The 12,973-nt window shown below is 65.2% G+C and carries 15 protein-coding genes; 10 read left to right on the top strand and 5 right to left on the bottom strand.

The window, feature by feature from the left end:
- Nucleotides 1-104: 104 nt before the first annotated feature.
- The 9 genes from B2Y21_RS11875 (at nucleotide 105) to gcvA (ending at nucleotide 8,432) form a co-directional block, all read left to right on the top strand.
- The gene (locus tag B2Y21_RS11875) at nucleotides 105-425 is read left to right on the top strand and encodes an FtsB family cell division protein (protein ID WP_200165497.1); all 321 of its coding nucleotides are present in this window, start codon (nucleotides 105-107) and stop codon (nucleotides 423-425) included.
- A 113-nt stretch (nucleotides 426-538) separates the two neighbouring features.
- Complete coding sequence (gene pdhA, locus B2Y21_RS11870) at nucleotides 539-1,567, top strand: pyruvate dehydrogenase (acetyl-transferring) E1 component subunit alpha (RefSeq protein ID WP_125900302.1); 1,029 nt, start codon at nucleotides 539-541, stop codon at nucleotides 1,565-1,567.
- Nucleotides 1,568-1,570: 3 nt separating this feature from the next.
- Nucleotides 1,571-2,929 carry a pyruvate dehydrogenase complex E1 component subunit beta gene (locus B2Y21_RS11865; RefSeq protein ID WP_292060013.1) on the top strand — a complete coding sequence of 453 codons (1,359 nt, stop codon included), beginning with the start codon at nucleotides 1,571-1,573 and terminating at the stop codon, nucleotides 2,927-2,929.
- Nucleotides 2,926-3,231, top strand: coding sequence for a DUF5076 domain-containing protein (locus B2Y21_RS11860; protein WP_292060011.1), 306 nt, complete (start codon nucleotides 2,926-2,928; stop codon nucleotides 3,229-3,231). Before B2Y21_RS11865 ends, B2Y21_RS11860 begins: the two co-directional genes overlap by 4 nt.
- Nucleotides 3,228-4,508 carry a pyruvate dehydrogenase complex dihydrolipoamide acetyltransferase gene (locus tag B2Y21_RS11855; protein WP_292060008.1) on the top strand — a complete coding sequence of 427 codons (1,281 nt, stop codon included), beginning with the start codon at nucleotides 3,228-3,230 and terminating at the stop codon, nucleotides 4,506-4,508. The genes B2Y21_RS11860 and B2Y21_RS11855 overlap by 4 nt, the downstream gene beginning before the upstream one ends.
- 15 nt (nucleotides 4,509-4,523) lie before the next feature.
- Nucleotides 4,524-5,003 carry a glutathione peroxidase gene (locus B2Y21_RS11850; RefSeq protein WP_200165081.1) on the top strand — a complete coding sequence of 160 codons (480 nt, stop codon included), beginning with the start codon at nucleotides 4,524-4,526 and terminating at the stop codon, nucleotides 5,001-5,003.
- A gap of 2 nt (nucleotides 5,004-5,005) precedes the next feature.
- On the top strand, nucleotides 5,006-6,412 hold the full coding sequence (lpdA, locus tag B2Y21_RS11845) for a dihydrolipoyl dehydrogenase (protein WP_292060005.1): 1,407 nt from the start codon (nucleotides 5,006-5,008) through the stop codon (nucleotides 6,410-6,412).
- A gap of 65 nt (nucleotides 6,413-6,477) precedes the next feature.
- Nucleotides 6,478-7,482 carry a cysteine synthase A gene (locus tag B2Y21_RS11840; RefSeq protein WP_292060004.1) on the top strand — a complete coding sequence of 335 codons (1,005 nt, stop codon included), beginning with the start codon at nucleotides 6,478-6,480 and terminating at the stop codon, nucleotides 7,480-7,482.
- Nucleotides 7,479-8,432, top strand: coding sequence for a transcriptional regulator GcvA (gene gcvA, locus B2Y21_RS11835; protein WP_292060002.1), 954 nt, complete (start codon nucleotides 7,479-7,481; stop codon nucleotides 8,430-8,432). The genes B2Y21_RS11840 and gcvA overlap by 4 nt, the downstream gene beginning before the upstream one ends.
- Before the next feature lie 59 nt (nucleotides 8,433-8,491).
- Here gcvA and B2Y21_RS11830 read toward each other — a convergent pair whose 3' ends face one another.
- On the bottom strand, nucleotides 8,492-8,953 hold the full coding sequence (locus B2Y21_RS11830; protein WP_292059999.1) for a hypothetical protein: 462 nt from the start codon (nucleotides 8,951-8,953) through the stop codon (nucleotides 8,492-8,494).
- A gap of 244 nt (nucleotides 8,954-9,197) precedes the next feature.
- On the opposite strand from B2Y21_RS11830, the gene B2Y21_RS11825 reads away from it, so the two are divergent.
- Nucleotides 9,198-9,731 (top strand): DsrE family protein, encoded by a 534-nt coding sequence (locus B2Y21_RS11825; protein ID WP_292059997.1) that lies wholly within the window; start codon nucleotides 9,198-9,200, stop codon nucleotides 9,729-9,731.
- A gap of 25 nt (nucleotides 9,732-9,756) precedes the next feature.
- On the opposite strand, the gene B2Y21_RS11820 is transcribed toward B2Y21_RS11825, so the two are convergent.
- Genes B2Y21_RS11820 through tmk form a run of 4 tightly spaced genes read right to left on the bottom strand, consistent with a single transcriptional unit; the run spans nucleotide 9,757 to nucleotide 12,953 of the window.
- Nucleotides 9,757-10,566, bottom strand: coding sequence for an MBL fold metallo-hydrolase (locus B2Y21_RS11820; RefSeq protein ID WP_292059995.1), 810 nt, complete (start codon nucleotides 10,564-10,566; stop codon nucleotides 9,757-9,759).
- Nucleotides 10,563-11,348, bottom strand: a complete 786-nt coding sequence (locus B2Y21_RS11815) for a TatD family hydrolase (RefSeq protein ID WP_292059993.1) — start codon at nucleotides 11,346-11,348, stop codon at nucleotides 10,563-10,565. Before B2Y21_RS11815 ends, B2Y21_RS11820 begins: the two co-directional genes overlap by 4 nt.
- A gap of 1 nt (nucleotide 11,349) precedes the next feature.
- A complete protein-coding gene (locus B2Y21_RS11810; protein ID WP_292059992.1) occupies nucleotides 11,350-12,330 on the bottom strand; it encodes a DNA polymerase III subunit delta' in 981 nt (326 codons plus the stop codon).
- Complete coding sequence (tmk, locus tag B2Y21_RS11805; RefSeq protein WP_292059990.1) at nucleotides 12,327-12,953, bottom strand: dTMP kinase; 627 nt, start codon at nucleotides 12,951-12,953, stop codon at nucleotides 12,327-12,329. The genes B2Y21_RS11810 and tmk overlap by 4 nt, the downstream gene beginning before the upstream one ends.
- Nucleotides 12,954-12,973: the final 20 nt, after the last annotated feature.

Below are 12,973 nucleotides of genomic sequence, written 5' to 3'. Positions count from 1 at the left end.
CGTTCGCAATTACGGCCAAGCTACGGTTCGTTAGGCATTTTCGCTCACTGATAGGTCACTGTGTTTATGCGCGCTCAGAAGGAGCGTCCGTCGTGCCCGAGCAGATGAAGCCTTACCTGCCGTCCGTCCTGTTGTTGCTGCTGATCGTCTATCTGGGCGTGCAAGCCCTGACGGGTGAGCGCGGCCTGCTAAGTGGCGGTGAACGCGACGCTTTGCTGGCGCAACGTCAGACGCAACTGAGCCGTCTGGCCGAACAGCGCCAGGATCTGGAAGTCCGCGTCCGCTATCTGCGCACAGAGAGCCTGTCGAAGGATCTGTTGGAAGAGCGGGCGAGGGCGGTGATCGGCTTCGCCGACCCGCGCGACTATGTGGTGCGGCTGAATGGTCCCGCTGGCCACAACCCTGACGCGACACGCGCCTCCTGAACTATTGTTACAGCCTGGCTGGCCGCTTTGCGTTTCGGGAACGAAGGCTGCTAAAGCCCCTTTCTGTAACGATAAGAGTCCCTGAAACAGGGGTGTAAGCCGGGAGATGCCGGATGGCGAAAGCCGCCGCTCAGAAAACCTCGCCCAGCACGGGCGACAAGATTCCGAACACGCCTCAGGCTTCCAAGGAAGACCTGCTGCGTTTCTATCGCGAGATGATCCTCATCCGCCGCTTTGAAGAGCGCGCGGGCCAACTGTACGGCATGGGCCTGATCGGGGGCTTCTGCCACCTGTACATCGGTCAGGAAGCCGTGGCCGTCGGCATTCAAGAGAGCGTCAAGCAGGGCTACGACAAGATCATCACGGGCTATCGCGACCACGGCCACATGCTGGTCGCGGGCATGGACCCGAAGGAAGTCATGGCCGAGCTGACGGGCCGCATCGGCGGGTCGTCCAAGGGTAAGGGCGGGTCGATGCACATGTTCGACGTGCCGACCGGTTTCTACGGCGGTCACGGAATCGTCGGCGCCCAGGTGGCGTTGGGCACGGGCCTGGCCTTCGCGGGCAAGTACCGCGGCGACGACTCGGTCAGCTTCGTCTATTTCGGCGACGGCGCCTCGAACCAGGGTCAGGTCTACGAGAGCTTCAACATGGCCCAGCTGTGGAAGCTGCCGGCCATCTACATCATCGAGAACAACCAGTACGCCATGGGCACGAGCATCGAGCGCTCGTCGTCCACGACCGAACTGTATCAGCGCGGCGCCAGCTTCGGTATTCCGGGCGAACAGGTCGACGGCATGGACGTGCTGGCCGTGCGTGACGCCGCCGCCCGCGCCGTGGCCCGCGCCCGTGCCGGCGAAGGCCCCTATATTCTCGAAGTGAAGACCTACCGCTATCGCGGCCACTCCATGTCCGACCCGGCCAAATACCGGACGAAGGAAGAGGTGGACGAGGTCAAGAAGACCCGCGATCCGATCGACCACCTGAAGATGCTGCTCGCCGCCGCCAAGGCGACCGAAGACGAGCTGAAGGCGATCGACAACGAAGTGAAGGCCATCGTGGCCGAAGCCGTGCAGTTCGCTCAAGAGAGCCCTGAGCCGGATCCGTCCGAGCTCTACACCGACGTCTACGTGGAGGCCTGATACGTGACGGACATTCTGATGCCGGCGCTGTCCCCCACGATGGAAGAGGGCACGCTGACCAAGTGGCACATCAAGGCGGGCGACGTCGTGTCGGCCGGCCAGGTGATCGCCGAGATCGAGACCGACAAGGCGACGATGGAAGTCGAAGCCGTCGATGAAGGCGAAGTGCTGGAAATCCTGGTGCCGGAAGGCGCTGAGAACGTGAAGGTCAACACGCCGATCGCACGTCTGGCGGGTGAAGACGGCGCCGCTGCGCCCGCGCCCAAGGCCGCCGAACCGATGACCGCCGTTGAAGCGGAAGCGCCTGTCGCCGTCACGGCCGCCGCGGCTCCGGCTCAGCCCAAGGTCGAACTGCGCGACCCGGAAATCCCTGCTGACGCCAAGCTGGTGAAGACCACCATTCGCGACGCCCTGCGCGACGCCATGGCCGAGGAAATGCGCCGCGACGAGGCCGTCTTCCTGATGGGCGAGGAAGTCGCCCAGTATCAGGGCGCCTACAAGGTCAGCCGCGACCTGCTTCAGGAGTTCGGCGACCGTCGCGTGGTCGACACTCCAATCACCGAGCACGGCTTCGCCGGCCTGGGCGTCGGCGCCGCCATGGCGGGCCTGAAGCCCATCGTCGAGTTCATGACGTGGAACTTCGGCATGCAGGCCATCGACCACGTGATCAACTCGGCGGCCAAGACGCTGTACATGTCGGGCGGCCAGATCCGTTGCCCGATCGTGTTCCGCGGCCCGAACGGCGCCGCCGCCCGCGTGGCCGCCCAGCACAGCCAGGACTATTCGGCCTGGTACGCTCAGGTGCCGGGCCTGAAGGTCATCGCCCCTTATGACGCCGCCGATGCGAAGGGCCTGCTGAAGGCCGCTATCCGTGATCCGAACCCGGTCGTCTTCCTCGAGCACGAGATGATGTACGGCCACGAGTTCGACGTGCCGGACGTTGAGGACTACGTCGTGCCGATCGGCAAGGCCAAGGTCCGCCGTGAAGGTACGGACGTCACCATCACGGCGCACAGCCGCATGGTCGGCTTCGCCCTTCAGGCCGCTGAAAAGCTGGCCGAAGAAGGCATCTCGGTCGAAGTCGTCGACCTGCGCACCCTGCGTCCGCTGGATCACGAAACGATCGTTGCGAGCGTCAAGAAGACCAACCGCCTGGTCTCGGCCGAAGAGGGCTGGGGTCCGATGGGCGTCGGCGCCGAAGTGGTCGCCCGCGTGATCGAACACGCCTTCGATTACCTGGACGCCCCGCCGGTGCGCGTGCACCAGGAAGACGTGCCGCTGCCCTACGCCGCCAACCTGGAAGCCCTGTCCCTGCCGGGCGTCGACAAGATCGTCGCCGCCGTGAAGAAGGTGATGGCATGACGGAGGCCCTGGAAGCCAAGGCTCTGTCGATCCCCGAAGGGCTCGACGGCGCGGATGAGCAGGTGCTGGAACTGATCCGTGTGTGGTGGAACGTCGACGGGCCGCGGATGAATATCCGTCCGGCTCTGCGCGAACCGGCGAACATTGGCGTCGTGCTGGCCGAACTGGCCTGGCATTTCTCTCACGCCTACGCCGACATGCACGGTTTCGACCAGCCGACCGCCTTCAAGGCCATCCGAGACAGCTGGGACGCCGCGCATGAAAAGGCGGCTTCCAGCCAGCAGACGGAGACCGCTCAATGACCGACATCCTGATGCCCGCCCTGTCTCCGACGATGGAGGAGGGCGTCCTGGCCAAGTGGCACGTCAAGGTTGGCGACACCGTCTCGGCGGGCGACGTCATCGCCGAGATCGAAACCGACAAGGCGACGATGGAAGTCGAGGCCGTGGACGAAGGCGAAGTGCTGGAAATCCTCGTGCCGGAGGGCGCCGAGGGCGTGAAGGTCAATACGCCGATCGCCCGCCTGTCCGGCGATGACGTGGCGCCGGCGCCCAAGAAGGCCGACGCCCCGGCTGAGACGCCGAAGGCCGAAGCGCCCAAGGCGGAAGAGGCTCCGAAGGCTGCGGCAGCGCCCGCTCCGGCGGCGCCGAAATCGGACGACGGCGGCCGCATCTTCGCTTCGCCGCTGGCGCGCCGCCTGGCCGCCCAGGCCGGCCTGGACCTGAAGAGCATCGCCGGTACCGGCCCGCACGGCCGTATCGTCAAGCGCGACGTGGAAGCCGCCGGCAAGGGCGGCGCCAAGCCGGCCGCCTCGACCGCTTCTGTCGCTCCGGCCGCAGCCGCCGAGCCGCGCAAGGTTCTGTCTCTCGCCCAGATGGGCATTCCGGACGGCAGCTACGACCTGATCCCGCTGGATGGGATGAAGAAGGCCGTGGCGCGTCGCATGGTCGACAGCATTCAGAACGTGCCGCACTTCCCCCTATTCATCGACTGCGAGATCGACCAGCTGATGGCTGTTCGCGCCAAGGTGAACAAGATGCTGGAGCCGCAGGGCATCAAGGTCTCGGTGAACGACTTCGTCATCAAGGCCGCCGCCCTGGCCCTGAAGATGGTGCCGGAGGCCAATGCCTCCTACACTCCAGAAGGCATCGCCATGCACCACAACGCCGACGTCTCCATGGCGGTGGCGATCGACGGCGGCCTGATCACTCCGATCATCCGCAAGGCCGAGACCAAGGGCCTGGCGCAGATCGCGACCGAGTCCAAGGATCTGGCCAAGCGCGCCCGCGAGCGCAAGCTGAAGCCCGAAGAGTTCCAGGGCGGCACCTTCTCGGTGTCCAACCTGGGCATGTTCGGCATCAAGTCGTTCAGCTCGATCATCAATGAGCCGCAGGGCTGCATCATGAGCGTGGGCGCCGGAGAGCAACGTCCGGTCGTCAAGGATGGGCAACTGGCCGTGGCCACGGTCATGACCGTGACCCTGACGTGCGATCACCGCGTGGTCGACGGCGCGACGGGCGCCCGCTTCCTGCAGGCGTTCAAGCCGCTGATCGAAGATCCCGTGGCGATGCTGGCTTAAGGGGAGGGTGAAGTCATGACCTCGGTCTATGACTTCTCCGCCCGGGCCATTGATGGCGCGGACGTGTCGCTGGACCGCTTTCGCGGCCAGGCGTTGCTGATCGTCAATACGGCGTCCAAATGCGGCTTCACCGGTCAATATGACGGGCTGGAGAAGCTGCACCGCGACTTCGCCGACGCGCCGTTCGAAGTCCTGGGCTTCCCCTGTAACCAGTTCGGCCAGCAGGAGCCGGGCAGGGCGTCGGAAATCGCCGCCTTCTGCGCCAGCAGCTTCGACGTGACCTTCCCCTTGTTCGACAAGATCGAGGTCAACGGGCCGAACCGCCATCCCCTCTATGCGTGGCTATCCCGACAGAAGCGCGGATTCCTCGGCTCCCAAGCCATCAAATGGAACTTCACCAAGTTCCTGACCGACCGCGAAGGCCGCGTCGTCGCGCGCTATTCGCCCCAGACTGAACCCGAGGCCATCAAGGCCGACATCGAGAAGTTGATCTGATCATGGCCCAAGAATTCGATCTCGTCGTCATCGGCTCGGGCCCCGGCGGTTACGTCGCGGCCATCCGCGCCAGCCAACTGGGCCAGAAGGTCGCCATCGTCGAGCGCGAGAACCTGGGCGGCATCTGCCTGAACTGGGGCTGCATCCCGACCAAGGCCCTGCTGAAGTCGGGCGAGAAGTTCGAAAGCCTGTCGCACCTGAAGGACTACGGCCTGTCCGCCTCGGGCGCCACGTTCGACTTCGACGCCATCATCCAGCGCTCGCGCGGCGTGGCCAAGCAGTTGAATCAGGGCGTCGGCTTCCTGATGAAGAAGAACAAGATCGAGGTCATCGAAGGTTCGGCCAAGCTTGAGAAAGGCGCCGCTGCGCCCAAGGTCGTCGTGGCTCTGAAGGCCGGCGGCACGCGCGCCATTGAGGCCAAGACGGTCATGCTGGCCGTCGGCGCCCGCGCACGCGCCCTGCCGCAGATCGGGCTTGAGGCCGACGGCGACAAGATCTGGGCTTACCGCGACGCCCTGGCGCCGAAGAAATTGCCCAAGACCTTCGTGGTCATCGGCTCGGGCGCCATCGGCATCGAGTTCGCCAGCTTCTACCGCGCCCTGGGCGCCGAGGTGACGGTCGTGGAAGCCGTCGATCGCGTCATGCCGGTCGAGGACGAAGAGGTCTCCAAGGCCGCCCAGAAGGGCTTCGAGAAGCGCGGCATCAAGTTCAAGCTGGGCGCCAAGGTGACGAAGGTCTCCAAGGATTCCAAGGGCGTGAAGGTCGATCTTGAAGTTAACGGCAAGGCTGATAGCCTGGAGGCCGAGGTCTGTATCTCGGCCGTTGGCATCACCGCCAACACCGACGGCATCGGTCTGGAGGCGCTGGGCGTCGAACTGGACCGCGGCCATATCAAGACCGACAGCCACTGCCAGACCAATGTGAAGGGCCTGTACGCCATCGGCGACTGCGCCGGCGCGCCCTGGCTGGCGCACAAGGCCTCGCACGAAGGCATTCACGCCGCCGAGCACATCGCCGGCTACAAGACGCCGAACGTGAACTCGCCCATCGCCGGCTGCACCTACGCCCAGCCGCAGCTCGCCTCGGTCGGTGTGACGGAGCAGGGCGCTAAGGCCGAGGGCCGCGAGGTCAAGATCGGCCGCTTCCCCTTCAAGGTGAACGGCAAGGCTATCGCGGCGGGCGAGACCGAAGGCTTCGTCAAGGTCATCTTCGACGCCAAGACCGGCGCCCTGATCGGCGCCCACATGATCGGCGCCGACGTCACCGAGATGATCCAGGGCTACGTCACCGCCATCACCATGGAAGCGACCGAGGAAGACATCCACGGCATCGTCTATCCGCACCCGACCATGTCCGAGGCCATGCACGAGGCGGCTCTCGACGCCTATGGCCGCGTGATCCACATCTAGGGCGGTTGTTAGAAAATCTGAACTGTGGCTAAGAGGGGCGCTCCTCCCCATGGTTCGGATTTTCCATGATTGTCGCGCCTAACGTCCTCGGCCTGATCGGCAACACGCCCTTGGTGCGCCTGAAACGCGCCTCTGAGGCCACGGGCTGTGAAATCCTGGGCAAGGCCGAGTTCCTGAACGTCGGCGGCTCGATCAAGGATCGCGCGGCGCTCAGCATCATCCGCGCCGCGCGAGCCTCCGGCGCGCTGAAGCCCGGCGGGACGATCGTCGAGGGCACGGCGGGCAACACTGGCATCGGCCTAGCCTTGGTCGGCGCGGCGCTGGGCCATCCGGTCGTCATCGTCATGCCCCGCACTCAGACGGAAGAGAAGAAGCGCGCCGTCCGCCTGCACGGCGCCCGCCTGATCGAGGTCGATCCGGCTCCTTTCGCCAGCCCGAACCACTTCGTCCACTTCTCGCGCCGTCTGGCCGAAGAACTGAACGACAGCGAGCCGAACGGCGCCTTCTACGCCGATCAGTTCGACAATCTGGCCAACCGCCAGGCCCACTATGAAGCCACCGGGCCCGAAATCTGGAAGCAGACCGACGGCCGCGTCGACGGTTTCATCTGCGCGGTCGGTTCGGGCGGGACGCTGACCGGAACTACGACCTATCTGCGCGAACAGAACCCGGCGCTGAAAATCGGACTGGCCGATGTGCCGGGCGCTTCGCTCTACAGTTGGTTCACCGAGGGCGTGCTGAAAGGTGAGGGCGGTTCGGTCGCCGAGGGCATCGGCGTCAACCGCATCACCGGCAACCTGAACGGCCTGTCGGTCGATCACGCCTATCGGATCGAGGACGCGGAGTTTCTGCCCATCCTGTTCGACCTGGTGCGGGAGGAGGGGCTGTCCCTCGGCCCGTCCAGCGGCGTCAACATCGCCGGCGCCATCCGCATGGCGCGTGATCTCGGTCCCGGCCATACCATCGTGACCGTGCTGTGCGATGCGGGCCAGCGCTATGCCAGCAAGATCTACGACCCTGCGTTCCTGAACGCACGCGGCCTGCCGACGCCTGAGTGGATCAGCCGATGACCCGCCGCAAGGAGGCCGCCGCCGAGAGTCGGATCCCGCCGCTCAACGCTCTTAAGGCGTTCGAGGCCGCCGCGCGTCGTCTCAACATCACCCGCGCCGCGGAAGAACTGTCGGTTACGCCCGGCGCCATCAGCCAGCAAATCCGCATTCTGGAGGAACACGCCGGCGCGCCGCTGTTTCACCGTGAAGGCCGTCAGATCGCCCTGACTGAGCTGGGCGCCGAGCTCTATCCTCTGCTGCGTGACGGTTTCGATTATCTGAAACGGGCAGGGGATCTGCTGTATCGCCCCGACCGCCGTCACGCCTTGGCAGTCAGCGTGCCGCCGTCCTTCGCCTCGAAGTGGCTGGCGCCGCGTATCGCTCGTTTCGCCGCAGCTCATCCTGAGATCGAGGTCTGGATGTCCGCCGACATGCGCCTGGCCGACGTCAGCGGCGGCCGGGTCGATGTGGCCGTTCGCTATGGCCGGGGCGACTATCCCGGCGTGAGATCCGAAAAGCTTTTGGACGCCGACGTAACCCCGGTTTGCGCGCCGTCGCTAACCATCGGCGAAAACGCCTTGCGTCGTCCGTCCGACCTGGCGCGTCATGCCTTGATCCACTTGCGTCCCAGCGAGCTTGAGGAACCGCGTCCAGACTGGGTGGCCTGGTTCAAGGCCCGAGGGTTGGCGAGCATCGACGCCCAGGCAGGGCCGCGCTTTGATCAGACCGCCTTGGCCATTGAGGCGGCCGCACACGGCCAGGGCGTGGCCTTGGCGCCATATGCCTTCGTAGCTGACGATCTGGCGTCAGGTCGCCTGGCGGCGCCGTTCGCTGACGGCGCGTTGAGCACCGAACTGGCGTATTATGTTCTGACCAAGCGCAGCGGCGCGTCCGCACCCGCAAGAGCCTTCGCTGCCTGGCTGAAACACGAGGCCCAAAGCGCGGCGGAGGCCAGCGTCGATGATCTGTGACTGTCGGTTTTCCTGATTGCCGCGTTTCCGGCGCAGCTGATCCGGAGAAGTGACGCTCATTATTGCGGGGCGCAGGTTGTCAGCCAGGCGCGATCGTCATCTGACATCGGAAGTTCGCTGAAAGCGACGGGGCGCATATCGTCTTCAGACGTTGCGGAGCATTCGGCGGCGCCGAAAGACAGGCGGCCGTCGCAGATACGCACAGTCTGGTCGTAAGATGTCCAACCGACCTTCTCAGCGCCATCAGGCGCCTGACCTTCGCAGAAACTGTCTGTTTCCGAGCCGGGGTCGCCGCAAATGCGCGTGAAGCGCGCGCCGTCGCCGGCTGTCACGCCGATGAGACGGTGCACGTAGTAGGTGTTGGTGGCGAAGTCCTGGCGCACGGCGCAAACCTGTCCGTCGCGGCGCACCAGGGCGGTCCACGTACAGACGGAAGCCCCGCGAAGGGTTCCGCAGCTCTCCCACGCAGCGGCGCGCGCGGTTTCTTCGCCGGGATCGGACGGGGCGGCGCTGGCGGACATGGACATCGCGGCGAGCGCCAGGGTTAAGATTCGCATGAGGATTGTCCTTCTGACCATCACGGCAAAGGGGGCGACGCCGATATGTGAAACGCTAAGCCTGTCATCAGCGGTGAGGGCTTAGCAAGAAGGGAGCACAAGATGATTATTATCGCCTAAGATATATTATGCGAAATATTCTATCGAGCTTTTGATGTTCTCAGCCCCATAGCCTGAGCGTTCACGGCGTTGTACGGATGGATACGCCATGAAAAACACCGTCCTCGCGTCCGTGATCACCTCCTGCGTCCTCCTTGCCTTGGGCGCGCCGGCTCAGGCCCAGGCCGTGGCCGGCTATGGAGCCTTTACGCCTCTGCCTCAGGCTGGCGAACAGCCTGACCCTCAACGCGACTATCGCGTCATTGTCGACCTGACCCAAGGCGGTCCCGACGACAAGCCGTTGAAAGGACTGGAGCGTGTCGCGCGCCTGACCAATATGCTGGCGGCGAACGGCGTCCCTGCAGAGCGACGGAAGATCGTCGTGGTGATGCACGGCGGCGCGTCTCTGGCCTCTCTGTCCGATGCAGCGTGGGCTGCGCGCGGTAAGGGTGAGACAAACCCGAACAGCGCCCTTGTTCGGGCCCTGACGGCCGCCGGGGTCCAGGTGCGACTTTGCGGTCAGTCCATGGTCGCCAACGGCCTGACGGAAGCCGATCTGGAGCCAGGCGTGCAGGTCGATCTCGCGGCGTTGATGACGGTCATTCATCACCAGCAGGCGGGCTACGCCCTGATCATGAACTGATCGGGCGCCCTACTCGCGGCACCCCTCAAAGAGCGAAATTTCCTCGCCAGCCATCAAACGCCACCTCGACATTCGAGGGAAGAGACCGAGACAAGGCGTTGTAATCCAAATCTATATGAAGATTGGTCAGCACGGCTTTGGAAACCTCTGCGCGTGCGATCCACTCCAGGGCTAGATCGACGTGAGCATGGGTTGGATGCGGCGTGTAGCGCAGCGCGTCGATGATCCATAGCTGAGCGCCGCGTACGGCTTCCAGAGCCGCGTCGTCCACACCTGAGACGTCGCTTGAATAGGCGACGGACCCCAGGCGGTATCCGACCGAGCGGATCGGCCCGTGCATCTGATCGAAAGTCATGACGGGGATGGGACCGCCGGGCCCCTCCACTTCCCACGACTGGCCGTGCGGCGGAAGACGATGGGCCTCGATGATGGCCGGATAGCCGTGGTGGCTCTCAAAGATGTAGTCGAAGCGCCGCGTCAGGGCGTGGTGGGTGGCCGCATCCATCCAGGCGGGAATGCGTCGACGCGCGTGGGCGGCGAAAACGCGAAGGTCGTCGATGCCGTGTGTCTGATCCGCATGGTCATGAGTGTAGAGAACCGCGTCGACATGACGGACCTCAGCGGCCAGCATCTGCTGGCGGAAGTCGGGCGAGGTGTCGATCACCACGCTGGTAACGCCGTTTGGGCCATGGCGGCGCGCCAACATGGAGCAACGGGTGCGCCGATTGCGTGGTTCGGCCGGGTCGCAGTCGCCCCAGTCGCCATCGCCACGCGGCACGCCGCCGGACGAGCCGCAGCCGAGAATGACGACTTCCAACTCGCCCTGCCCGCTCATTCGGCGGGCTTGGGAATGCGGTCGAACAGGCTGAAGAAGGCGTCGGTCGTCAACTGATCGGCTTGTTCAGGCGTCCAACCGCGTATCTCAGCCAGTTTTTCCAGCACCAGACCGACATAGGCGGGTTCATTCCGGCGACCACGATGCGGGATGGGCGCCAGGTAGGGGCAGTCGGTTTCAACGATGATGCGATCCTCAGGCATCCGACGGATGACCTCCCTCACCTCCTCGGCCGCCTTGAAGGTGGCGATGCCTGAAACCGAGAACCAGGCGTCCAGTTCCATCGCAGTTTCAGCCAGTTCCAGACCGCTGGTATAGCAGTGCATCAGGAGCTTGAACGGCGCGCGGCTGTGCTCTTCGCGCAGGATGTCGGCCATGATCTCATCGGCTTCGCGCGTATGGACCACGAGAGGCAGGTTAGTGCGGCGCGCCGCCTCGATGTGCTGACGGAAGACCGCCGCCTGAACATCGCGCGGGCTGAGGTCATAGTGGAAGTCTAGGCCGCATTCGCCGATGCCGATGACGCGCGGGCGATCCGCCAGCTCAACCAGGTGATCCACGGTCAGGTCGGCGTAGTCCTTGGCCTCGTGCGGATGGACGCCGACCGTGCACCAGATGTCGGCATTGTTCATCGCCAGGGCGTGCGTCGCCTCGAAGGTCGACAGCTTGTCGGAAATCTCGACCATCAGCCGCACGCCCGCCTGGCGCGCACGGTCGATCACCGCCTCGCGATCCTCGTCGAACTGGGGGGCGTGCAGGTTGACGTGACTGTCGATGAGCATATCAGGCGGCGGCTTTCGTGCGGGCGATGTCGGCCAAGGCTCCGGCCAGGACGTCTCCCTTATCAAGATTCAGCCCGATGGCGCGATCGGGCAGGTCGGACAGCCGCCCCCAAAGCTCGGCCCAGCGTGCGCCTTCGCGGCCGCCAGAGTCGACGGCCCGCCGTTTCACCGCTGCGATCAGGCGATCCATCAGGGCCTCGAACCGCGCCTGCCCCTCAGCGCCGCGGAAGCCATCGGCGATGGCCAGTTGTTCTGCGCGATCAATCTCAGGTCCATCGATCCAGGCGCGGGCGAGACGGTCGACCTCGGTCATGGCGCCCGACGCCAGATCCAGAGCCGCGCCGGGCGAGCCCCCAGCCATAACCGCCGCGGCCAAGGCCTCATCTGCGGACACGCCGGTGCGTTGACGCACCAGATCGGCCAGACGCGCCTCAGGCCAAACCGGGAAGGTCAGCCGCCGACAGCGAGAGCGGATGGTGGCCAGCAATCGGCCCGGCGCATGGGTGACCAGGAAGAGCACGCCGCTTTCAGGCGGTTCCTCAAGAATTTTCAACAAGGCGTTGGCGGCGTTGATGTTCAAGTCGTCCGCCGCATCGATGATGGCGACGCGGTGCCGGGCCTGAGACGGGCTCTTGGCGAAGAACTCGGGCAGGTCGCGAGCCTGATCGACAGAGATGGCGCGCTTCAGCTTGCCGCCCTCGACTGCGCGCTCCAGCACCAGCAGATCCGGGTGAGCCTGGGCGGACACCAGACGACTGACGGGGTCGTGCGGCGCGGCGCCCAGCGGCCCGCGCGACGGGTCCGGCGCGGCCCCTAGAAGTCGACGGGCGGCCCGATAGGCGAAGCTGGCCTTGCCTGATCCCTCGACCCCGCACAACAGCCAGGCGTGGTGCAGCCGCCCTCGGTTCAGCGCGTCCAGAAAGGCTTCCTCGGCCTGGATGTCGGCGATCAGGTCGAAACGGTCACGCGGATGCTCGCTCAAAGCAGCCGCTCCTCCACCACGGCCCACAGCCGGGCTGAGACGTCGTCGACCTCGCCCGTCGCATCAAGAACGACGCAACGCTCGGGATGACGCTCGGCCACCTGAAGGAAGCCGTCGCGCAGTTTCTGATGGAAGGTCAGGCCCTTGGATTCGAACCGGGTTTCGAACAGGCCGCGCCCGAAGGCCCGATCCAGACCGACCTCGACCGGCAGGTCGAACACCAGGGTCAAGTCCGGCTGGTCGCCGTTGACCACGGCGTCGTCCAGCGCTTCGATCAGGCTTTCCGGCGTCCCGCCGCCTGCGCCTTGGTAGACGCGGCTGGAATCGGCGAACCGATCGCAGACCACCCAGCGCCCAGCCTCAAGCGCAGGTAGAATCGTCCGCTCCAGATGGTCCGAGCGGGCCGCATACATCAGCAGGGTCTCTGTGCGCGCCGACCAGCGATCAGCCTCGCCCGACACGGCGATGTTGCGGATTTCTTCAGCTCCCGGCGATCCGCCGGGTTCGCGCGTCTGGAGCACGTCGAGGCCCAGCGCGCGCAAGCGGTCGACCAGCAGGCGCGCCTGGGTCGTCTTGCCGGCGCCCTCGCCGCCTTCGAAAGTGATGAATCTGCCTCGCTGCACCCGCGCACAATGGCGAGCGA

Source organism: Brevundimonas sp. UBA5936, assembly GCA_002430835.1.
Lineage (GTDB): Bacteria > Pseudomonadota > Alphaproteobacteria > Caulobacterales > Caulobacteraceae > Brevundimonas.
This window is presented reverse-complemented; position numbering and strand designations above follow the sequence as displayed.